Origin of the sequence: Acidisoma sp. L85 (assembly GCF_009765865.1) — a bacterium.
GTDB lineage: Bacteria > Pseudomonadota > Alphaproteobacteria > Acetobacterales > Acetobacteraceae > Acidisoma.
This window is the reverse complement of sequence record NZ_LMUQ01000049.1, coordinates 5150-26041: the sequence shown is the minus strand read 5'-3', so window position 1 is coordinate 26041 and position 20892 is coordinate 5150. Positions and strand designations below refer to the sequence as shown.

Below are 20892 nucleotides of genomic sequence, written 5' to 3'. Positions count from 1 at the left end.
CTCCAATTGTCTTCCCTAACTCGCTCCGAAAGGCACATCATAAATTGCGACAACCAAGGCTATATGACCTCGATCTCCACCCCGAACAGGGTGGTCATCTTGCGCAATGCGGATACGTGGTGACCTAAGCCGAGAGCAGCATGGTGGGTCGGTCCGGTCGCCGACCACTCGTTTACAAAATGCCGCACCCCTTGTTTGAAGCGAACGCGGGCATTAGTATCGCCGAGCTGCAACGTCGGCCCGGCCTCGACTTCTCCCTCCGCAGCGACAAAGATATAGCAACCAGCTTCACGTTCGGTGAGCGAAAGAAGCGTTACGGGGCCTGGTCGCACATCGAACTGGGCGACGTATCCGCTGCCTGGCTTGCCATGAAAGACCGAGACCTGTTTCAACCGCGCTTTGCTCTCCGAGATAGCGGGGTCGGCAGCCCCGCTATGGCCGATGAGGCAGACATCATCATTGAAGTCCATGCTATAGAGCTCGGCAAGAGTGGCGCTACCCCCGATTGACTTGAGCAGCGTCATGGCGATAGCAGTTTTGACATCTGCCTCCACGGGGCATGCGATGCCATCCCGCATAAGCACCGAGAACACGGGGTTTGACACTCTCAGTATTCGCGCGAGGTCGCCGGACGGCGTCGTTTCGAAATGGCTAGCGAGGGCGATCAGCTGCCGCGTGTAAATGAGGCTCTCCACTGCGAGCAAAACCGTCGCGACCTCTCGAACGTCATCGGCAGGGTTTACCTCAAAGATGTCGTGGATCCGGTCACCTGCCGACGCTAAAGCATCTGTAGTCAGATCTCCTCGAAGGCGTTGCTCGATGTCCTCCCACGTTAAATGGAGCACTTGTGAGCCGAACCGGCGTAGCAGGCGAGTCTCGTCAAGGTTGAGATCCATCATACCTGGGTAGGGCCGGCCCAGCATGCCGATCTGCCCAGACATGAGTCGAGCCTTGGCGACCGCTGCCATGCACCACTCCCGCAGTTCAACATCGAATGCAGTATCTCCGTCAAGATAGCCGGTAAGAAGCGCGAACGGCTGCGCGCAACGTCGTAACACCGCCGTAAACTCGGGAAGTCCGGCGCAAGTGCAGCCGGCGCCTAACCAGTCCTGAATGCCCTTCACCTCGGCTAGCAGAAGAGCGGGGACGGCTTGTGCGTTGATGAGCAGGACGGGAACGCCCTGCATGGTTTGTAGGAGATGGAGCAGGCAATCCGAACTCGCATAGGTTGAAAGGTGGCAGATCAGGAGATCGATCCTGTGCTGGGAGAATACTGCGGCAGTGGCGCCGGCATGTTCGATTGTGTCGATCATGCCGCCGCGCACGACCGCGCCCTCCGGCATTTTCGCGGCCAGAAGCTCGTGGTGTTGTAGAAGTGTATCCCGCATGCCTGGGAATTGCGGCCAATAGGCGGCGAGTCCTACCGCAAAGAGTCCGATATTTGGGCTCATGACACCTCCGCCACCATTATTGGGCCTGTGATTTCGACTAACAAACCTGAGCAGTCTCCACGCCGATGAGTTTGCCTAGTTTTTCGATTTTTGAAGCGAGGCGACCGACCCCGACGGCGCAATGATGTGCCGGACCTTGGGCATTCCAACTCTCGATGAAATTGCGAGCGCCGCGAGGGAACCGATACCGGCTGTTGGTGTTGCCGATCTCCAACTTTGGGCCATCGACTGATTCGCCTTCGGCCACCACAAACTTCAACCGACCTTGAGGCGTTTCAGCGATCGACAGAAGGGTCACGGGACCGCTCCTGACAGACATTTCGACCGACAATCCCTTCCCTACCTTCCCATGAAAAACTGAGAGCGGTCGTACCTTTGTGCGACCCTCCGCAATGGCGATATGTCCAGGTCCATCATGCCCCATCAGGACGGCATCGGCATCCCAATCGACGGCGTAGTATTCTGTGAATGAGCCGCCCGCACCGAAGCTATCCATGATTTTCATGGCCTGGGCATTTTTTACCTCATACTCGCCGGCAACAGGAACGCCTTTTGCCGTTAACAAGGAGTTGCCGAGGATAATCGAGGCGATCGCAGTTTCATTCTCTGGATTGCCAGTTCCTTCGTAGTAGTAGGCGAGGGATCCGAGGGAGTAACGGTCTACTAAACAGTCAAGGGCAATGGAGGTGCGCGCAGCAGCCTCGAGATCAGAAGGCGAACAATCTGGTTGTAAATCGAATTCTTGCGCAAAAACTGCGAGACGGTCCTGTATGTCCGATGAGCTCACCGTGCGTCTGAGTGCTGTCAGCTCCTCTACCTCGAGAAACTCAATATGAGTGCCAAAGACGATAGACTGCAATGTGACGTCGGAGTAGATGTCGAGCATCCCGCTATAGTAGTGACCGAGGAGGCCTAGCCGGTTGTGGGACATGACCGAAGCAACACGAGCGGCTTCAATCCAGTCATCGACCTCCTGCCAGCATGCGGGATCATCGTGCAATTTTCCGGTGACTTGGTAAAAGGGGATGCCGGCGCGTAGGAAGACGTTAGCGATTTCTGGCACGGGACATGCGCCGCAGTGCGCAAGCCACTCCCCAGTCATAGCGGAGCGATCCCCCAGCGCGTTGAAGCTCGTGTAGTCGATCGAGCTCTCTGGAGATAGGTTCAAGATGATTATCGGCACTCGGGCGCGGCGCACAACAGGCAGCACGGTAGAGGAGAGTGCATAGGTTGTGGCGTGTAGAAAGATGATATCGACATCAGCCTGCCGGAACTGGTGGCCAGCCTCGACTGCCCTTTCGGGATTGTCGACCAATCCTAAATTGACGATCTCGATCCCCGGCCGTTCCAGTATCCCAGCAACTTGCCGCAAGTACCCGTCCAGGCGATCTTTTAGACCGGAAAACTGCGGCCAATAGGTATCAAGTCCAATCCCGAACAGGCCAATGCGCGTCGGCTGCATGACGCTCCTCCAATTTTCATCCATAATATGCTGATTAATCTCTGGGGGAATAGCCCGTTTACATATAGAAGTTAGCGCGAAACATATAAAAATTGCCAGGTAGGCGGCTATGGGTGCAGAGGGGAAAGACTATTTCGTTTATCTCTCGGAGAATCGGCTCTGCGCGGCCTGGGGCTGCACCGCGTCGTCCTCCGGTTACACCGAGATCAAGCCGGGCATGGTCTATCCGCCAGTTCGTCATCCAGATGATCATCATTTCGATTGGGAACGAGGCCGCATCTTGCAGGCATACCAGATAATTTTGGTGAGCGCGGGGCGTGGACGCCTGCAATATGGACCCGCACACTCCGTGATGGAAATCTCGGCGGGGAGCATCATGCTGTTGATGCCAGGGATTTGGCACCGGTACTCACCCGACGACCGAACTGGATGGACTGAGCATTGGATCGAGTGTCGAGGCTCAGCATTCGACTTTGCAGCCCAGGCCGGTCTTGTTGGACCTGACCCAGTCTATCGCTCAAATGCCGATATAGACGGCGCATTTGAGACAATCCATCATCTCGCCCGGGCAGACGCAAATGCGAACCAGCCGGTTCTCGCGACCCTCGGTCTTCAGCTTCTTGCTCATCTAGCTAAAAGCGCCGAGTCGTCCGCCCGAAACAACTCCTTTCTGATCCAAAAAGTCACCCGGAATATGCATTCTCGGTGCTCGGACCCCGAGAGACCGGAGACTTTGGCGCGCGAACTGAACCTCAGCTACTCACACTTTCGTCAAATGTTCAAAGAGCACACGGGAATCAGTCCAAAGCGTTATCAAATCACTATTCGAATGCAGCGTGCTCAGGATCTTCTGGCAAATACCAACAAGTCAATTAAGGAAATCGCCGCCATTTTAGGTTTTAACTCGGCGTTCCATTTTTCTCGGCAGTTCAATGAGCTGTACGGCACGTCTCCTCGAAATTGGCGTGCGCATCTACATCCCGCCGGGTCGTGAGCAGAGCTGCGAGGGCCGCCGCGAGCTAGCGAGCTCGACCTGATCAAGCCGAAGCTTCTAAAGAGCGTTTATCGGCGTTTAATCCGGATGTCCGGTGGCAGGGCTTCCCAAGAACCGTTTCCGTCAGGCGAGAGCCGATGGCAGGGTCTCGCTGTCCTTAAGTATTGGACAGGACGTACGTCCCGGAAATCGGCCCAGCTTGTGTGGGGCAGTAGAGAGAACCAATCTGGCCGTGCTGGATCCCGAGGCTCTTATCATTGTAAAAGAGGCGTTCGTGGCCAAGCCGATGCAGGCCGCGAGGGGTTTGCGATCTCCATCATTCATCTAGGACAAGCGTCAGGCCGACCCTTGCCGCCGCATTCATGATGTGCCGGGCCATGGCTTCGCGCGCCTCTGCGGGAGATTGTCCAAGGATCGCGTCGTGAATCTTTTCATGCTCGGCGATTGTTATCCGGATGATCGCTTCCACCTCAGCGCCCGGCCTCCTGCGGGTAGCGAATATGCTTTCGCGCATGTGCTCGGAGACGAAGCTGACCACCTTTGCGATATAGTCATTGCCGGTCGCAGACGCGACGGCTCGATGAAACTCGAGGTCGGCATCCACCCCTAGATCGCCGTTCCATTCCTTTCGCATGTGGTCAAGGGCGATGGTGATCGCGGCGTGCTGCTGGGGTGAACCGCGTTTAGCCGCCAGACCCGCCGCGCGAGTTTCGAGCATGCCGCGCAGCTCGAAGACGTCATTAAAGAGCGCTCGATCGTTGATAATCTCAGGATCAATATGCAAACTCGGAATTGCCGCATCGCGAACAACAAAGGCGCCGACACCCTGGCGCGATTCAACGACGCCGTCCGATCTTAGCCGTGCGATGGCCTCACGAATTACGTTGCGGCTGACGCCGAAACTGCCGGCGAGGACTTGCTCTCCCGGCAGCCGATCGCCGAGCTTGAGGCGGCCCTCGATAATCTCACGCTGGATCGCCTGTACGACACGCGAGGGTAGGTAGGGCCTGCGGTCAAGCGTGTCGAGTTTCATGGATTTTTTGTCTCGGCCTCGGTCACACCATTCGACCTGGGTTCATCAGGCCGCTTGGATCGAAGACCTTCTTGATGCCACGCAACAGGGTGGTGTCGAGCGCCGTCGAGCGGCTGAGAAAAGCGTCACGCTTGACCCGGCCGATCCCGTGCTCTGCACTAATCGACCCGCCCAGCTGGTCGACGATCTCGAAAATGATGTTCTCACAACTACGCAGAAGCGTGGTCTTGGCGCTTTCATCTAGCGTCGCAGGCGGGATGACGTTGAAGTGGATGTTGCCGTCGCCGAGGTGCCCGAAGGCGATGGGTATGACATCAGGCCCGATCCGACGCAGGTCTGCATCTGCCGTCTCAAGGAAAGCAGCTATAGACGAGATCGGAACCGAGACATCCGTCCGCAGGTGGCGGCCGCGCTGCACCTGCGCCTCGATCATGCCCTCGCGGATGCGCCAGAACTCGGAGGCTTGGGCAACATTCGCCGCGATCGTGCCATCGCTGACAAGATCACTCGCCATGGCGCCTCCGAGAAACTGCTCGATCAGGGATCTCAGATCCACTAGGCCACTGGCCGAGGTTTCCATCAGTATGTAGTAGGGTGATGGTGTGCGGAGCGGATCGCGCAAACCCGGCATTACGCCGAGTGCTAATTCGACCCCGCGGCGCGGCAAAAGCTCGAAGGCTGAGAGAAGGTCGCTGAGGTCGCGCCTGGCGCGCCCTAACAACGCGATGGCTGCCTGCGGTGATCCGACCGCAACTAAGGCAGTCTCAGTCTGGTTGGGCTTCGGAAACAGCTTGAGGCATGCTGCTGTCACAATGCCCAACGTTCCTTCGGAGCCCAAGAATATTTGCTTGAGATCGTAGCCCGTGTTGTTCTTGCGCAGCTTGCGAAGTCCGTTCCAGATGCGGCCATCCGGCAGCACAACTTCCAGCCCCAGGACAAGATCGCGGGTCATGCCATAGCGGATAACATTGATGCCACCGGCATTGGTGGCAATGTTACCGCCGATCTGGCATGAGCCCTGAGCGCCAAGCTGGAGCGGAAACAGACAGTCCCTCGCCAAAGCCGCGGCGTGGATGTTTTGGAGAATACATCCCGCTTCCGCGATCATAGAGAAATTGACTGCGTCGATTTCCCGGATCGCATTCAAGCGTTCTAGGCTTATCACGACCTCGGTTCCATCGCCCGAGGGCGTCGCGCCGCCGACGAGGCCCGTATGGCCGCCTTGGGGCACGATTGGAAGGCCCCGCGCCAAACATTCTTGGACCACGAGAGCGACCTCGGCCGCCGACCGAGGACGGATAACCGTACGCGCTAATCCTTTGAGGTCGCGCGACCAATCCGCGAGATACCGCGCACGATCGGCGATCGGAACGACAGTGGCCTCATCACCCAGTAGGCCTGTCAGCGCATCCACGGTGTTTGCCCTCTCCGGGATTTTTTAGTTGTAGGACATTAGGATGGCATGGCATGTTGAATCAAGAACGAAGAGCCAAAAAGGTTCGGCCGACCGCCGGGAGAGCGAAATGTATGTCACCGAATCGGGTCAGAAGGTCTTCGTGGTCGACGGGCACATCCATCTTTGGGATGCGCGTCCTGAGAACCGCCGCAATCGCTATGGCCTGACCTTCATCGAAAGCTTCTGGGGTTCCCATGTCGGGATGACACCGGACGAGCAGCGCTGGAACTTCGATCGCTTCTGCTATTACGGGATAGAGGGCGCGGCCAAGGATCTGTTCGTGGACGGCTACGTTGACGCGGCCATTATGCTGCCGACGAACCTTCGCGACTTCTACGTCGAGGGATTCAACACGATCGAGCAGTGCTCGGCGTTCAAGAACGCTTATCCCGAAAAAGTGGTCCTCAATGGCCGTTTTGATCCACGCGACGGGCAGAAAGGCCTGGACGCATTGGAGGCAGATTTTGAGAAGTATCGCCTTAAGGGTGTAAAACTTTATACCGCAGAATGGAACGGCGAGTCCAAAGGCTATACGTTGCGTGACGATATTGTTGCCCCGTATATGGAAAAATGCTTGAAACTCGGCATCAAGAATGTTCACATCCACAAGGGTCCGACCATTCATCCGCTCAACCTCGACGCTTTCGATGTCCGCGATGTCGATTATGTTGCAACGGCCTTTCCAGATCTGAATTTCATTGTCGATCACTGCGGCATGCCGCGCATCGATGACTTCTGCTGGATCGCAGGCCAGGAGCCTAACGTCTATGGCGGCTTGGCGCTCATTCCGTCCTTCATTCACGCGCGGCCAAAGTATTTCGCGCAGATGATGGCGGACCTACTCTTTTTCCTGGGCCCCGATCGGCTCCTCTTTGGATCCGACTACGGAATCACAAGTCCCAAGTGGATCGTTGAGAAGTTCATGGCCTATGAATTTCCTGATGACATGGCGCAGGAGGCGAAAACCCAGCTGACTCTGGATGTTAAGCGGAAGGTCCTGGGGCTGAACGCTGCCAGGCTCTACGACCTCGATGTGCCGTTGGAGTGCCGCTTGCCGAGCATGGCCGCGTCCCACCATGAAGATGGCGAGGTTTTGCTCGGTCAATCCGACGTTCAGCCGGGGGGCGCAATCCGTGCAAGCGCTTGAGCCGCGCGAAACTGCGGAACTCGTGCCTGACCTGGGGGAAGAACGTCACGCTGAGGTCATCGCGGCGCTAGGTGATGTGCTTGATCCGGAATTAGATGAACCCGTCACTGATATGGGTTTCATCGAAAGTGTCACGCTCCGCACGGATGACGTTGAGGTGGTACTTCGCCTTCCCACCTACTGGTGCTCAGCGAATTTTGCCTTCCTGATGGCAACGGACATGAAGGCCGCGCTGGAACATCTTCACTGGGTGCGGGGAGCCACCATCACGCTTGTCGATCACTTCGCTTCCAAGAAGATCAATCAAGGCGTTTCGGCGCGAAAGGGCTTCTCAGAAGTTTTCGTCGGCGAGGCACAAACCGGTCTCGACGATATCCGCAGGGTCTTCGGTCAGAAGGCGTTTCTGGGCCGGCAGGAGCGCCTGCTGCGCCTACTAGCTGAGCGAGGGGGCATTGAGGACGCACTAAAGCTGTCGATGGGCGGCCTTCGTAGACTTCTGGACCATGACGACCAGGAAATCCGATCACTGGCCCTGCGCTATCTCGGCATGCGCCTGCATGATGGTGGATCGGTGCAGGATGATGCCCGCGCTTTTACGACCCTCTCCGGTTTACCGGTGTCTTCCGCGACGTACGCCGACCACCTGCGCGCGGCAAGACGGGTCCGCAGCGCGGCGGAAGCGAATGCGGAGATGTGCCGGATGTACCTCTCCGCGCGGAAGTCCCATCCCGCGCCGGGATGCCGCCCCGAGGATCGTGAGCAAGAGGCGGAGCCGTAACAAGCGGATAGAGTAGCGGCGGCAGCCTCGGCACAATGATCGGCTCAAGAACAAAAGACTCAAATCAGGAGGACACGCCTTGAAGAACCTGCTTCCTTTGAATCGTCGTAGCTTTCTGGGCGCCGGGGTTGGAGCTGCTGCCGCAGCTTTGGCTGGTCGCGCGCCGGCCTTCGCGGCGGCCAAGAAATTTGTGCCCTATAGTAACAAGAGCTTGGATTATTACTTCTTCGTCGCGCAGCAGGAAGCGGTGCAGCGTGCGGTCGAAGCGCAGGGGTGGCGCTTCCAGGCAGTCAATGCCAGCTTTGACAACACCACGCAGCTGCAACAGTGGGAATCGATCCTTCTCAACGGCCCTTCGGCGATCATCTCCGATCCCATTGACAGCCAAGCCATCGTCAGTGTCATCAAGAAATACAATGCCAAAAGCATTCCGGTCGGCATCATCGACACCCCAGCCACTGGCGGAAATGTCGCCATCACGGTCGATTTCGACAACTATCAAGGCGGCGTCATGGCGGCCGAGGCAATCGTCGCTTGTCTGAAGAAAAAATATGGCAGCCCGAAGGGTACGGTCTTGAACTGCTACGGCGCTCTCCAAAGCGTCGCCTGGAGGCTGCGCAAGGAAGGCATGGACGCGACCTTCAAGAAATATCCGGACATAAAATTGCTCGATCGCCCAACTGAGGGTGAGTTGAAGACCATGCTGAGCGTGACGGTTGAGACCCTCTCGGAGTATCCCAACCTTGATGCCGTTCATGCGCCGAGTGATACGCCGTCACGTGGAATCGTCACTGCGTTGCAGCAGAAGGGTAAATGGAAGAAGGTCGGTGACCCCGGCCATGTGATTTTCGTCAACATCGACGGCGAGCCGATTGCCCTACAATGGATCAAGGAGGGCTACATGGATGGCGTGATATCGCAGGACCCTGTCGCGTATGGCCAGATCACCGTTGAGATGTTAGCCAAATACTCCTTGAACGGGAAAGCCGTGCCACTCGGGCCCTACGAGAATGACAACTACTTCTGGAAGTCAGGCGTCATCACCAACTCGGCCTCCGGCCCCAGCCTCGTCATTCCGCCGTTCCTGATCGACGCCTCCAACGCTGGCGACAAGCGCATGTGGGGTAACGTGACCTACAACGATTGGGGCCTGAAGTACAAGTAGCCTCAAAAACGTGCCAGGCCGGTGCGTTTGCGCGCGCCGGCCTGCATTTGAAGGTCGAGCGCCATGGCCACGACGAGGCTGCTCCAAACTATAGAGCTTACCAAGCGGTATGGCGGCGTAAGCGCCCTTAAGGGTGTGTCGCTCTCGGTTGACAGCGGCACCGTGCATGGCCTGCTTGGCGAGAACGGCGCCGGCAAATCGACGCTGGTCAAGATCGTGTCCGGCTTGCAGACGCCAACAGAGGGCGAGATCCATCTCGACGGCAAGGAAACCGGCCCTGCGGACGTCAAACGCATGGAAGGGCTCGGGGTCTTTCTCGTCACGCAAGAGCCGGCGATCGTTAGTTCACTGTCGGTCGCGGAGAATCTGGTGCTAGGTCGCTGGCCACACCGCGGAGTCTGGGTCGATGTGCGGGCCATGAACCGGCTCGCAACTAATTACCTAGACGGGACGGGTCTCGATCCGCACGCCATAGCCGGGCGCCTCTCCGCCGTCGACCGACGCAAGCTAAACATCCTGCGCGCCCTGCACAGCGGTGGCCGGTTGATCATTTTGGATGAGCCAACAACCGCGTTGACAATGGCCGACCGCCAAATCCTATTCGGCTTCATGAGGAAACTGAAGCGCGAGGGCGTCACCTTCATGTTCATCTCGCACTACAATGAGGAAATCCTCGAAATCTGCGACTCCGTCTCGGTGCTGCGGGACGGCGCCCTCGTGACGGATAATCAGCCGGTCGCGTCGGTCAATTCCAGCGCCTTGAGCGAGATGGTGCTGGGGCGCGGCCTTCACCTCTTTACGCGCGGACGTGCGGGGCCGGAGGCGGCGCAAGCCCCGCCGCCGAACTGGCAGTTCCGCGGACTACGCGGGTCGAATTTCCGGGTTGACCATCTGGATATCGCTCCCGGTGAGGTCATCGGGCTCGCCGGCCTGCCGGGGGCCGGTGCGCAGGAGGTTGCCCGCGCCATCTACGGGCTAGTGCCAGCGGAGGGCACGGTTGAACACGCAGGCCTGACCGGATCGCTACCGGCTGATCCGGCTGAAGCCTTGGCAAAGGGCATCGCTTTCCTGTCCGACGATCGGCTCCGGGACGGTATCGTTGCGATCCATTCGATTGCCAAGAACATCACCTTATCCAGCCTCGGCGCGATATCGTCTGGAGGCGTTATTTCTTTGGCGCGCGAACGCGATTTGGTTGCGGACTTCTTCAAGCGGATGTCGATCAGGGCGCGGGATGCCTCACAGCCGGTTGGCCAGCTCAGCGGCGGCAATCAGCAGAAGGTCCTGCTTTCTCGGCTGCTCGCCACCAAGCCGAGGCTGCTCATCCTCAACGAGCCGACGCGCGGCATCGACGTCGGCGTCAAGGAAGAGGTCCACCGTATTGTGGCCAGCCTGACGCGTGATGGCGTTAGCGTCATTATCGTGACCTCCGATCTCGATGAAATGCTCCGGGCTGTCGACCGGGTATTACTTTTCGTCAATGGCGTGGTCGTCGATGACCGGGCAGCGACATCCCTCACCAAGGAGGATGTATTGAGAATTGCCTACTCGTCATCTCCACACCTTGTAACACCGGCTGTGCCGGCCGAGCAGGGAGCGATAGTATCATGACCGCACAGTCCGATCGCACGGCGGACGGGAGCATAGCGGCGCCCGTTCTCGCGGTGAAGCGCCAGCGCTCGGTTGCGGTGCGCGCGCAGGTCGTGTTGCAGAATGTCGTCTGGATCTGGCTCGCGGGCCTGATCCTGATTTTCGGCATCTTGAATCCTTTCTTTCTGACGACCTCTAACCTGCAGAACATTCTTGTTCAGGCCACGGTGCTCGGTTTGCTCGGTCTCGCGCAATCTTTGGTGCTTCTGGTTGGGGAGATTGATCTTTCAATCGGTGCGGTGACGGGTATTTCTTCGGCCATTGGCGCGCTCGCCATCCAGCGTCTCGGGCTTCCGGTCGGCCTGGGCATTATCATCGGCATCGGCGTCGCGACAATGATCGGCTTCATCAACGGTCTTTGCGTCACACGCCTGAAGATGGTCTCGCTGATCGAAAGCCTCGGCATGATGATCACGCTGCAAGGGGGCCTTTTGGCCATCAGCCAGGGCAACACGATTACGGATATGCCCGGCAGCTACAACTGGATCGGCCAGGCAACTCTCGGTGGCTGGCCCCTAATGCCCGTGGTGCTGCTCGCCGGTTTCATCGCGATGGGGTTCATGTTGCGGCGCACGATCCTGGGCCGCAGCCTCTATGCCACGGGTGGCAATGCCGCGGCCGCTCTTGTGGCCGGAATCCGCGTGCAGCGCATCAAGATTATCGCCTTCACTCTCTCGGGCTTCATCTCGGGCATCGCGGGCTATCTTTTGGCTGCTTGGCAAGGGGCGATTACCTCGGACCAGGGTAATGGCTTCCTGCTCTACGCCATTGCCGCGCCGATCATCGGTGGTGTCAGCGTTTTCGGCGGGCGCGGCGGCACGCTCGGTATCCTGGGCGGCGTGCTGCTGCTCACGGTCATCCATGTCGGGCTCGCGATTGTTTATGTGCCGTCCTTCTACGTCACCATGATCGGCGGCGTGCTGATCTTCATCGCGGTTGCCGTTGATGCCTTGCGTGTAAATGTCCTCGGCGATCACTAGAGTAAGGAACGACCGTGGATTATCTCGGAAAGTACAACTTATCGGGGCGGACGGCGGTGGTCACAGGCGCCGCGCGCGGAATCGGTCTCGCCAGCACAGAAGCGTTGTGCCAGGCGGGAGCGCTTGTGGTGATGACGGATATCGACGACGGCGCCGTCCGAGGTTCCGCCGCAGTGCTCGCGGCGCAGGGTTATCGCGTCAAGACGGCACGCCTGGACGTGACGGATCAGATGGCCGTTGAAGCTCTGCGCGACGATGTCCTGAAGGACCATGGCGCCGTCGATATTCTAGTCAATAACGCCGGGATCGCCCTCAGTAGTACCCCGGCGGAGGAAATGACCGGCGAACGCTGGTTGAAGGTTCTCGACGTCAATCTCAATGGGGTCTTCTGGTGCGCCCGCGCCTTCGGACAGGCAATGCTGGCGGCAGGGAGAGGTAGTATCGTCAATCTGGGTTCTATGTCCGGCTTCATCGTCAACAAGCCGCAGGAACAGGCGCATTACAATGCATCAAAGGCAGCGGTGCATCATCTTACAAGATCGCTTGCAGCCGAGTGGGCCAGCCGCGGCGTGCGGGTCAACGCCGTAGCCCCGACCTATATCGACACCGATCTCGTGAGCAGCGTAGTCACCGGGAATAAGATAGTCTTTGACACATGGTTGGCCGGGACGCCCATGGGACGCATCGGCCGGCCTGATGAGATAGCCTCCGCCATCCTGTTTCTCGCCAGTGACGCGTCCAGTCTGATGACCGGCTCGATCGTTCTGGTCGATGGCGGCTACGTCTGCTGGTAGCGACGGCGGAAGATCGAGACTTTTGGCGTCATCCCGGATGGAGGCAACATACCGCACCACCATTGCGCGGCCCGCTGTTCGACCCAGCATGGCGCGCGCTATTATTTTCCATCGTCCTTTGTGCTCAGTCGGTTCTCAAGGGCCCTCGTGCTGGATAGCCAGCACGGACCCTCGACGGCCCTGGATCTTGGTTTGACCCCGGTGGCGATGTATCGCATTCGCTGCTGAATGCTTGCGCGATGCTGACGATTGCCTGAAGCAGATTCAGGCGCCGAATGAGCTAAGATCCAGACTCGAAAACCCAGGTTCTTGACCGCCACCTCCTGCGTCTCGCCGGGATGCTCATTAGCCCGACCAAACTATGCTCCGGCGCAATGGAATCAACCCGCGATAACTGTCCTTTTCGCGCGTGTTGACTTAAGGCGGTGAGCAACAGGCGGTTCAGGTAATGCTTAAAGGTGCGCGTGACTGAACGGCTCTTCCAAAGCGTCGACCTCCCACACCTTGCGAAGGCATGTTGATCGAGATTTGAACAGACCTGCAGGGGCAGGAACTTCCCATGCAGGTTGCCGAGAGTATCGATATCTGCGAGTTCTCGTTTCGTCAGAGGGCGATCCAAGTATTCGATGAGGGCCAAGTTGAAGCGCGGTAGGCCCGGCCCAGCCCGGATAGAGTGAAGACCGAGACTCTTACTCGAATGGTTTAGGACTAGACGCCGATGAAGCCCTCCGCCCTGACCGGTCGCACCTCCAGCTCGTCCCGCCACGCAATGCACTATTGGGATGCCGGGCCGCCCGAGGGGCCTTTGATGATCTTCCTGCACGGGTGGCCGGGAATTGGCCTGATGTGGCGTAAGCAGATCGAGGCGTTCGCGTCCGATGGCTGGCGATGTATCGCACCGGATATGCGTGGCTACGGCGACTCGTCGGCACCAACCGCCCATGAGGCCTATGCTGTAAGTGAGATTGTCGAGGACATGGTCGAGCTCCACGACCATCTGGGCGCCCACCCGGCCATCTGGATCGGGCATGATCTGGGATGTCCCGTGGCAAGTGCGCTGGCCGCTCACCACGCCGCACGCTGCCGCGGGCTGGTGCTGGTGTCGGTCCCTTATTTGCCGGAGGGCTTCGCGTTGCCGAAGCTCGTAGCCCTCGTTGATCGTCAGCTCTATCCAGCCGACCAGTATCCGGACGGGCAGTGGGACTACTACCGCTTCTACCTCACGCATTTCGACCAGACGGTCAGCGACTGCGATGCGGACATCCCTGCCACCCTCGCGTCTATCTATCGGAGTGGGAGCCCAGCCTCTGCGGGCAAGGTGTCTCCGTCGGCCTTGTTAACCCTCAATGGAGGCCGATATGGTTCGGCACACCGAGCGCCTGCAACTCCGCCCGATTCCGCGCTCTGGCCGCCCACTGATTTCGATGCTTTGTGTGCGGCGTTCCTTGCACACGGCTTTCGCCCAGCCAACGCTTGGTATCTGAACGACGCGGCCAACATCGCCTACGCCCGTGCCGCACCCAGTGGGGGCGCCCTACAGCAGCCCGTGCTCTTCATTAACGGCGAGTGGGACGCTATCTGCGACATCAATCGTAGCCGCCTTGGCGAGCCAATGCGCCTCGCCTGCCGGGATCTTTCTGTGACGCATCTCGCGGGCGGCCACTGGCTCCCTCTTGAGCGCAAGAACGAAGTCGCCCAAGCCATTCGTTCTTGGCTGCAAACGAGGAGGCTGAAGTAGGTAAGCTCGCTGTTGCTGGTGCGACTTCACTACGAGAGTCCATCATGCGCGCAATTCAGAAGCGTCTGGCTACCCTGGAGCAATGACGATGAGGCACCGCGACATAGAGGCAAACGGAATCTCTCTTCACCTCATCGAGGAGGGTGAAGGGCCCGCAGTCGTATTCTGCCACGGCTTCCCAGATACTTCCTACACATGGCGCCGGCAGATGAAAGCGATCGCGTCGGTTGGGTATCGAGCGATCGCTCCAGATATGCGCGGCTATGGGCGCAGCTCAGCTCCAGCGGACGCGAGCGTCTACACGCCGCTGCACACGGCTGGTGACCTCGTTGGTCTGCTCGATGCGCTGGATATTCCCAGTGCTGCCCTCGTCGGTCATGACTGGGGCGCCACGCATGCTTGGAACGCCGCAATGATGCGTCCGGATCGGTTCACGGCGGTGTTTTGCCTGAGCGTGCCGTACTTTCCCCGTGGTGACGTCAGCGTCTTCGAGCGCATGCGGAAGTCCGGTCATCAAGACAAGTTCTACATGTTCGAGCAGATTCGACCGGACGCCGATCACATTTGGGCTGACGCAGCGGTCACCATCCCTGGGGCTTTATATTGGGCATCGGGCTCTGCTCCAACCGGCGAGGGATGGAACCCGATAGATCCGGCTCGAAGCCTTCATCGTCCGGCGCCAGGGCCATTGCCGACTTGGGCGGGACCCGACTACGTCGCGCACAACATCGCTGAGTTCCAGCGTACCGGTTTTCATGGTGCCTTGAACTACTACCGCGCCGCTGAACCGTATTTCTACCTGTCCGGCGCCTGGAAAGGAGCGAAAATCAGTCAACCATCCTTCTTTGTCGTTGGAAAGGAGGATGGCTTGATGGCACTTTATCCCCCCGTAGCGCAACTCCGCACCGGTCTCCCCGGTCTGGTGGGAACCCTCGAAATCAAAAATGTGGGCCACTGGGTGCAGCACGAGGCATCTGCCGAGGTTTGTGAACAACTCGTCAAGTTCCTGCTAGCCGTGCATCCCACCTAAGCGTGGTTGGAATGATGCCTCGATGCATGAGCTAGTTTCAACTGCGACTTATGGCTTGCTCTCGTAAGATCACAACGCGGGAGAAGTGGGCATCTCGCGTGTGAAAAACTCGATAGATGTGTGGCCGTAACGGCTTAAACAGCTGCGCGTCGCGCGGGTCGAGCGAGGAAACGGCCGTTCCACGCTCCTCGCCAGACACCTGCCTCGGCACTTCATCCTGCCCGGCGCGTCTCTTGCTTGGACTACGCCGACAACATCCGAACAGAACTGATACTGTATGGCGCCCACTAAACTAAGTTCAACGGATACGCCCCCCATTGGCTGCCAGATCTGTTTGGCCGCACCGGACCGATCTACCAAGAGCTGGCGAACGCCATCGCAGCTGCTGTGCGGGACGGGCAACTGCTGCCAGGAGATCGGCTGCCGACGCATCGCGCCGTCGCGCGGCACCTCACCATCGATGGGGTGACCGTAAGTCACGGCTATGCCGAGGCAAATCGCAATGGGCTGCTCACGGCAACCGTCGGCCGCGGCACCTTTGTTGCGCGCGCGGCAGGCGCTTTGGGAGGCCGGCCTAGCTGAGCTGTCGGCTGGCTAGACCACAACGTGGCGAGGCCGCGCGAAGGTTGTCTGACATTCACACAGTTGCCCCGGAAGGGCCGCAGGAGGGACAGATTTACCCGCTCTACCCCGCCCGTTGATACAGGGGTGTCACTCAATGGCCGTGTATAGCTTTTACCGTCTTGCTGAAGCTGGCGAGCTTGTGAGCACCGGGGAAGTCGCGTGCGCCAATGATGCTTCCGCGCGTGAGGTGGTCGCGCTGTCTTTAGCACCGCAAGAGACGGCTGAAGTGTGGGAGGGCATCCGCCACGTTGGCAGGATCAAGGGCGGCGCCGAACCGCTTCATGGCGAAAGCTCATCCAAAAGCATTAGTCGCACGTAGGTAAGGCAGAGCCGTTCTCCTGGAGGCAAGCCATGCCACGCGCCGCGAATGCCCTATCTGCGCATTCCGATGAAGTCGCCCAGGATTCAGGATTGATGTCGCCCATCGTTCCGATTTGATCTCGCCCACTATTCCGAGATGATGTCGCCCAGTCCTGAGCCACTGTGGCCTTAAAACTCGTGCTCCGTGACGCCCTTGATGGTCAAGCCGTTTGTGCGCGACCGCCGCGCTTTTTCCGCATGCTCTCCCCGTCCAGATCGATACGTGTCGCATTGTGTACTAGCCGATCGAGAATGGCGTCCGCGTAGGTCGGATCCCCAATAAGCTGATGCCAGTTTTCCACGGGGACCTGGCTGGTCACGATCGTGAAGCGCCGGCCGTAACGCTCTTCGAGGATCTCCAGCAAGTCGTGACGTGTTCCTCGGCTTCCTCCGCCAGGGCATGCTGATCGCGGGCTTTTTCGACATGGTGACGACCATGGTGACCGGCGCCATCCTGCTGGCCGCCATCACGATCCGCAATCTTCTGTCCGGCCGTGGAACGGGCCTGGCGCTGCTGCTGCGGCGCATCCGGGGTGCCGGCCGGGACAAGATGACGGAGGCCCCCGAGTGACGGACGAAGCTCGCGCACGGTCAGCCGGACTTTTGGCAATCAAAATCAATGTCTTCAGGGAATGACGATGAGAAACTTAAGATCGACTGGCTTCTTGGCGGCGGCTCTCCTCGGGCTGGCGTTCAGCGCACCTGCCGCGGAAATCGATATCTCCAAGCGCATTCACGTCGCCATGGTTCCGAAGCTGATCGGGATCTCGGTGTTCAAGGCGAATGAGAAAGGCGCCAAGGCCGCCGCCGCCAAGCTCAACATCGATTTTCTCTACGCGGGTCCAGTGACGGCCTCGGCGCAGGGTCAGGTCGATGTCTTCAACAGCCTGATCGCCCGGCGCTTCAACGTCATCACCACGACGTCCAACAACCCGACCGAGCTTGCGCCCAGCCTGCGCCGCGCGATGAAGCAGGGCATCAAAGTCGTGTCCTATGACAGCGATGTCGCGCCCAATGCCCGCGACTTCTTCATCCAGAACACGGCCTATCCGGCGTTCGGCAAGGCGCTCGTGGATTCGGTCGCGAAATACATCCAGCCGGCTGCGAAGATCGCGATCCTGTCTTCCACGCCCGACGCCACGATCCAGAATGAGTGGATCAAGGCTCTAAAGGCCTATATGGCGACGGCCTATCCGAAGATGACCATCGTCACCACGCAATACGGCCAGTCCAGCGTGTCGCAGTCCCTCACCGCCGGCTTGAACATTCTGCAAGCGCATCCCGAGGTTACGGGCATCATCGGCCCGGACGCCGCGGCCCTCGTCGGCGCCGCTGCCGCCGTGCAGAAACTCGGCCTGACCGGCAAGGTCATCGTCGGCGGCTGCTCGGACCCAGATGCGATCCGGCAATACGTCAAGGCCGGTGTGATCAAGGAGACGCCGCTTTGGGATGAGGTGAAGGAAGGCGAGCTCGTCATGTATGTCGCGCGCCTCGCCGCCAATAGCGCCATGCCCCGCAATGCCACCTTCACGCCGGGGACCTTGGTGAGTTCAAAGTGAACGACGGCGTAATTATCTTCAGCGAGCCGCTGATCTTCAACGCCGAGAACATCGACAACTACCACTTCAAAGACTATCTCCAAGCCTGGGTGTTCCGGCGTGTCCGGAACACCCGGTGTCACAGCAATTAGGATTGAGCATGAAGCGCGTGATCTTTACGGGCGGCAGCGGCAAGGCCGGCCGTCATGTGGTGCAGCATCTGGTCGAGCATGGCTATCGGGTGCTCAACCTGGATACCAAGCCGCTCGCCAATCCCCAGGTCCGCACGCTCATTACCGACATCACCGATTCCGGCCAGGTCTTCAACGCCTTGTCGAGCTACACCGGCCTGCACGAATTCGACTCAGACCTGCGCCCCGAGAAAATCGACGCCGTGGTCCATTTCGCGGCGATTCCGCGCATCATGATCACGCCGGATAACGAGGTCTACCGTGTCAACGTCATGGGCACGTACAATATCGTCGAAGCGGCGGTGAAGCTCGGCATCCCAAAGGTCATCATCGCATCGAGCGAGACCACCTACGGTATCGTCTTCGCCAACGGCTATCGTGATCCGGAATATTTCCCGCTCGACGAGGAATATCCGGTCGATCCTATGGACAGCTATGCACTGTCGAAGATCGTCAACGAAAAGACCGCCCAGGCCTTCGCCCGCCGCACCGACACCGATATCTATGCGATCCGCATCGGCAATGTCATCGAGCCGCATGAATACGCGCTCTTCCCAGGCTGGTTCGCCAAGCCCGACTTCCGCCGCCGCATCGCATGGAGCTATATCGACGCGCGCGATCTCGGACAGATCATACGTCTCGGCATCGAAAAGGATGGTCTCGGCTACCAAGTCTTCAATGCCGTCAACAACGACACCTCATCGGACCTGCCGACGGCGGAATTGTTGCGCCGCTACTACCCGAATGTCGCGGTAAGAGGAAAACTGGGAGAGTTCGAGGGGCTTTTGTCGAACCGTAAAACTCGCGAAGTCCTCGGCTTCAGCGAAGCCCAAAACTGGCGCAAATACGTCAAGCCCAGCACATAGGCGTCGCGCCCCCGACGTCCCCAAGCCGGAGAGGCGCCATCATCTTGTTGCCGAGAACCCTTGGGATGCTCCCATGAAGACCCATCGTATCGCCGCGATCCCCGGTGACGGCATCGGACCTGAAGTGATCGGTGCCGGGCTTGAGGTGTTGCAAGCAATCGCCGCGCGCGATGGCAATTTCCAAGTCGAGGTTACATCCTTCGATTGGGGGTCGGACTATTACCGTCGCCACGGGGTGATGATGCCCGCAGATGGTCTGGATCGGCTGCGCGACCTCGATGCGATCTATTTCGGCGCGGTGGGTGATTCGGCCATCCCCGACCATGTCACGCTTTGGGGCCTGCGGCTCGCCATCTGTCAGGGGTTCGACCAATACGCGAATGTCCGCCCCACCCGCGTTCTCGCCGGGTTACGCTCGCCGCTTCGCGATTGTTCGCCCGGCGAGCTTGACTGGGTGATCGTCCGCGAAAACAGCGAAGGCGAATACGCCGGAAACGGCGGCCGTACCCATCGCGGACATCCGGAGGAAGTCGCGACCGAGGTTGCAATCTTCACGCGAAGCGGCATCGAGCGGATCATGCGATTCGCCTTTGCGGTAGCCGAAGCTCGACCGCGAAGGCATCTCACGGTCGTCACTAAGTCGAACGCCCAACGCCACGGCATGGTCCTGTGGGACGAGGTCGCGGCTGCCGTCGCCCGCTCTTTCCCCAGCGTTACTTGGGAGAAGATGCTGGTCGATGCGATGGCCGCCCGCATGGTGCTGCAGCCGGCTGGCATCGATACGGTCGTCGCGACCAATCTGCACGCCGACATCCTGTCCGATCTCGCGGCCGCGCTTGCGGGGTCGATCGGCGTCGCTCCCACGGCGAACATCAATCCCGAGCGGCGCTATCCGTCGATGTTCGAGCCGATCCATGGCTCGGCCTTCGACATCGTCGGCAAGGGCATCGCCAATCCGATCGGCACTTTCTGGACCGCCGTGCAGATGCTGGAGCATCTGGGGGAGCCGGCCGCCGCTTCCCGGCTGATGACCGCCATAGAAGCGGTAACGCAGGCTGGTATCGTCACGCCGGATCTCGGCGGTACGGCCACCACCGCGCAAGTCAAAGTTGCGGTCTGTCAGGCGATTGCTGGCCGCAATCAAGCCTCTCAAGGAGAGATATGATTGCTGGGCTTGGGCATGCCTAAGGCGATCTGTCGGGGTGCGAACGAGCTTGAACGCCGCGACATTGGCTCGGCGACGGCTGAGATTTGCGACATCGCGCTGTTTGCTGCGTTGATCGAACCTACCGAGCAATGGGGTTCGCACCGGCTTAAATAGCATGGGTCATTTGTCGGTGAGAGGTATGCATTCGGCGAGCGCCGCGGATCAGATACGAGACCGGGTCTTTCTGCTGGTTGCCGTTCGGCTCCATTTTGTCGCAAGCGCGTCAACGGCGTGCGAGAGCTGGGTGAGATCGGCGGTTCTGGGATCGAAGTCGTTGCCGATCCATCGCCGCGTTTCTTCGTAGCTGTCGTGCGCCGTGTTGCTCATGATCTCGAGGAAATCCTCGTAGCCTGAAGGGCCACCGACGTCTTCGGGAGGGCATCGTCCGACGGCGTCGACCAGAAATGGAGAAGTCAGGCCTGGGTGTC

At 59.2% G+C, this 20892-nt stretch carries 22 protein-coding genes and 1 pseudogene; 17 read left to right on the top strand and 6 right to left on the bottom strand.

All coding sequences use genetic code 11. The features are described from left to right. Window positions 1-59: 59 nt before the first annotated feature. Window positions 60-1451, bottom strand: coding sequence for a sugar isomerase (locus tag GSQ83_RS14280; RefSeq protein ID WP_158803549.1), 1392 nt, complete (start codon window positions 1449-1451; stop codon window positions 60-62). A gap of 37 nt (window positions 1452-1488) precedes the next feature. Then, the gene (locus tag GSQ83_RS14275) at window positions 1489-2913 is read right to left on the bottom strand and encodes an arabinose isomerase (RefSeq protein WP_158803548.1); all 1425 of its coding nucleotides are present in this window, start codon (window positions 2911-2913) and stop codon (window positions 1489-1491) included. Window positions 2914-3022: 109 nt separating this feature from the next. On the opposite strand from GSQ83_RS14275, the gene GSQ83_RS14270 reads away from it, so the two are divergent. Beyond that, window positions 3023-3907, top strand: coding sequence for an AraC family transcriptional regulator (locus GSQ83_RS14270; RefSeq protein WP_158803547.1), 885 nt, complete (start codon window positions 3023-3025; stop codon window positions 3905-3907). 316 nt (window positions 3908-4223) lie between these two features. Here the strand turns inward: GSQ83_RS14270 and GSQ83_RS14265 are convergent, their stop codons facing one another. Next, window positions 4224-4940, bottom strand: a complete 717-nt coding sequence (locus GSQ83_RS14265; RefSeq protein WP_158803546.1) for a FadR/GntR family transcriptional regulator — start codon at window positions 4938-4940, stop codon at window positions 4224-4226. Between the two features lie 22 nt (window positions 4941-4962). Next, window positions 4963-6354: an FAD-binding oxidoreductase gene (locus GSQ83_RS14260; protein ID WP_216850190.1), complete on the bottom strand. Its 1392-nt coding sequence runs from the start codon at window positions 6352-6354 to the stop codon at window positions 4963-4965. A 43-nt stretch (window positions 6355-6397) separates the two neighbouring features. Between GSQ83_RS14260 and GSQ83_RS14255 the strand changes: the two genes are divergently transcribed. From GSQ83_RS14255 to GSQ83_RS14210, 10 genes are all read left to right on the top strand, one after another. Then, on the top strand, window positions 6398-7543 hold the full coding sequence (locus GSQ83_RS14255; protein WP_254065690.1) for an amidohydrolase family protein: 1146 nt from the start codon (window positions 6398-6400) through the stop codon (window positions 7541-7543). Next, window positions 7530-8321, top strand: a complete 792-nt coding sequence (locus GSQ83_RS14250) for an iron-sulfur cluster assembly protein (protein ID WP_158803545.1) — start codon at window positions 7530-7532, stop codon at window positions 8319-8321. The genes GSQ83_RS14255 and GSQ83_RS14250 overlap by 14 nt, the downstream gene beginning before the upstream one ends. 79 nt (window positions 8322-8400) lie before the next feature. Then, entirely contained in the window at window positions 8401-9486 is a 1086-nt protein-coding gene (locus GSQ83_RS14245; protein ID WP_158803544.1) for a sugar ABC transporter substrate-binding protein, read from the top strand. 63 nt (window positions 9487-9549) lie between these two features. After that, window positions 9550-11097 (top strand): sugar ABC transporter ATP-binding protein, encoded by a 1548-nt coding sequence (locus GSQ83_RS14240; protein ID WP_158803543.1) that lies wholly within the window; start codon window positions 9550-9552, stop codon window positions 11095-11097. Further along, window positions 11094-12116 (top strand): ABC transporter permease, encoded by a 1023-nt coding sequence (locus GSQ83_RS14235; RefSeq protein ID WP_158803542.1) that lies wholly within the window; start codon window positions 11094-11096, stop codon window positions 12114-12116. The genes GSQ83_RS14240 and GSQ83_RS14235 overlap by 4 nt, the downstream gene beginning before the upstream one ends. Before the next feature lie 14 nt (window positions 12117-12130). Further along, window positions 12131-12910 (top strand): SDR family NAD(P)-dependent oxidoreductase, encoded by a 780-nt coding sequence (locus GSQ83_RS14230; protein WP_158803541.1) that lies wholly within the window; start codon window positions 12131-12133, stop codon window positions 12908-12910. Between the two features lie 718 nt (window positions 12911-13628). Further along, window positions 13629-14648 (top strand): alpha/beta fold hydrolase, encoded by a 1020-nt coding sequence (locus tag GSQ83_RS14225; RefSeq protein WP_158803540.1) that lies wholly within the window; start codon window positions 13629-13631, stop codon window positions 14646-14648. 82 nt (window positions 14649-14730) lie between these two features. Beyond that, window positions 14731-15678 (top strand): alpha/beta fold hydrolase, encoded by a 948-nt coding sequence (locus GSQ83_RS14220; RefSeq protein ID WP_158803539.1) that lies wholly within the window; start codon window positions 14731-14733, stop codon window positions 15676-15678. A 321-nt stretch (window positions 15679-15999) separates the two neighbouring features. After that, window positions 16000-16260 carry a GntR family transcriptional regulator gene (locus tag GSQ83_RS14215; RefSeq protein WP_371418024.1) on the top strand — a complete coding sequence of 87 codons (261 nt, stop codon included), beginning with the start codon at window positions 16000-16002 and terminating at the stop codon, window positions 16258-16260. Between the two features lie 136 nt (window positions 16261-16396). Next, complete coding sequence (locus tag GSQ83_RS14210) at window positions 16397-16621, top strand: hypothetical protein (RefSeq protein WP_158803537.1); 225 nt, start codon at window positions 16397-16399, stop codon at window positions 16619-16621. A 202-nt stretch (window positions 16622-16823) separates the two neighbouring features. On the opposite strand, the pseudogene GSQ83_RS14205 reads toward GSQ83_RS14210, so the two are convergent. Then, window positions 16824-17036: pseudogene (locus GSQ83_RS14205) on the bottom strand (ATP-binding protein); the annotation flags it as partial. Here GSQ83_RS14205 and GSQ83_RS14200 point away from each other — a divergent pair. The 6 genes from GSQ83_RS14200 (at window position 17036) to GSQ83_RS14180 (ending at window position 20578) form a co-directional block, all read left to right on the top strand. Further along, window positions 17036-17233, top strand: a complete 198-nt coding sequence (locus GSQ83_RS14200) for a hypothetical protein (RefSeq protein WP_158803536.1) — start codon at window positions 17036-17038, stop codon at window positions 17231-17233. The pseudogene GSQ83_RS14205 and the gene GSQ83_RS14200 sit on opposite strands and share 1 nt — an antisense overlap. A 67-nt stretch (window positions 17234-17300) precedes the next feature. After that, the gene (locus GSQ83_RS14195) at window positions 17301-18221 is read left to right on the top strand and encodes a substrate-binding domain-containing protein (RefSeq protein ID WP_158803535.1); all 921 of its coding nucleotides are present in this window, start codon (window positions 17301-17303) and stop codon (window positions 18219-18221) included. Beyond that, a complete protein-coding gene (locus GSQ83_RS30895; protein ID WP_256367098.1) occupies window positions 18218-18352 on the top strand; it encodes a hypothetical protein in 135 nt (44 codons plus the stop codon). The genes GSQ83_RS14195 and GSQ83_RS30895 overlap by 4 nt, the downstream gene beginning before the upstream one ends. 8 nt (window positions 18353-18360) lie before the next feature. Continuing rightward, window positions 18361-19257: an NAD(P)-dependent oxidoreductase gene (locus tag GSQ83_RS14190; RefSeq protein ID WP_158803534.1), complete on the top strand. Its 897-nt coding sequence runs from the start codon at window positions 18361-18363 to the stop codon at window positions 19255-19257. A 73-nt stretch (window positions 19258-19330) separates the two neighbouring features. Next, window positions 19331-20422 carry a tartrate dehydrogenase gene (locus GSQ83_RS14185; RefSeq protein WP_158803533.1) on the top strand — a complete coding sequence of 364 codons (1092 nt, stop codon included), beginning with the start codon at window positions 19331-19333 and terminating at the stop codon, window positions 20420-20422. Then, window positions 20423-20578 carry a hypothetical protein gene (locus GSQ83_RS14180; RefSeq protein WP_158803532.1) on the top strand — a complete coding sequence of 52 codons (156 nt, stop codon included), beginning with the start codon at window positions 20423-20425 and terminating at the stop codon, window positions 20576-20578. It abuts the gene before it with no gap. 48 nt (window positions 20579-20626) lie between these two features. Here GSQ83_RS14180 and GSQ83_RS14175 read toward each other — a convergent pair. Next, window positions 20627-20892: plasmid pRiA4b ORF-3 family protein (locus GSQ83_RS14175; protein WP_216850186.1), on the bottom strand; the 266-nt coding region annotated here is incomplete at its 5' end.

Excerpts from the sequence above, each read along its gene's own strand:
- GSQ83_RS14235 (WP_158803542.1), top strand. The coding sequence starts at position 11,094 with ATGACCGCACAGTCCGATCGCACGGCGGACGGGAGCATAGCGGCGCCC.
- GSQ83_RS14195 (WP_158803535.1), top strand. The coding sequence starts at position 17,301 with ATGAGAAACTTAAGATCGACTGGCTTCTTGGCGGCGGCTCTCCTCGGG.
- GSQ83_RS14190 (WP_158803534.1), top strand. The coding sequence starts at position 18,361 with ATGAAGCGCGTGATCTTTACGGGCGGCAGCGGCAAGGCCGGCCGTCAT.
- GSQ83_RS14265 (WP_158803546.1), bottom strand. The coding sequence starts at position 4,940 with ATGAAACTCGACACGCTTGACCGCAGGCCCTACCTACCCTCGCGTGTC.
- GSQ83_RS14255 (WP_254065690.1), top strand. The coding sequence starts at position 6,398 with ATGGCATGGCATGTTGAATCAAGAACGAAGAGCCAAAAAGGTTCGGCC.
- GSQ83_RS14220 (WP_158803539.1), top strand. The coding sequence starts at position 14,731 with ATGACGATGAGGCACCGCGACATAGAGGCAAACGGAATCTCTCTTCAC.
- GSQ83_RS14185 (WP_158803533.1), top strand. The coding sequence starts at position 19,331 with ATGAAGACCCATCGTATCGCCGCGATCCCCGGTGACGGCATCGGACCT.
- GSQ83_RS14225 (WP_158803540.1), top strand. The coding sequence starts at position 13,629 with ATGAAGCCCTCCGCCCTGACCGGTCGCACCTCCAGCTCGTCCCGCCAC.
- GSQ83_RS14270 (WP_158803547.1), top strand. The coding sequence starts at position 3,023 with ATGGGTGCAGAGGGGAAAGACTATTTCGTTTATCTCTCGGAGAATCGG.
- GSQ83_RS14240 (WP_158803543.1), top strand. The coding sequence starts at position 9,550 with ATGGCCACGACGAGGCTGCTCCAAACTATAGAGCTTACCAAGCGGTAT.
- GSQ83_RS14280 (WP_158803549.1), bottom strand. The coding sequence starts at position 1,451 with ATGAGCCCAAATATCGGACTCTTTGCGGTAGGACTCGCCGCCTATTGG.
- GSQ83_RS14210 (WP_158803537.1), top strand. The coding sequence starts at position 16,397 with ATGGCCGTGTATAGCTTTTACCGTCTTGCTGAAGCTGGCGAGCTTGTG.
- GSQ83_RS14275 (WP_158803548.1), bottom strand. The coding sequence starts at position 2,913 with ATGCAGCCGACGCGCATTGGCCTGTTCGGGATTGGACTTGATACCTAT.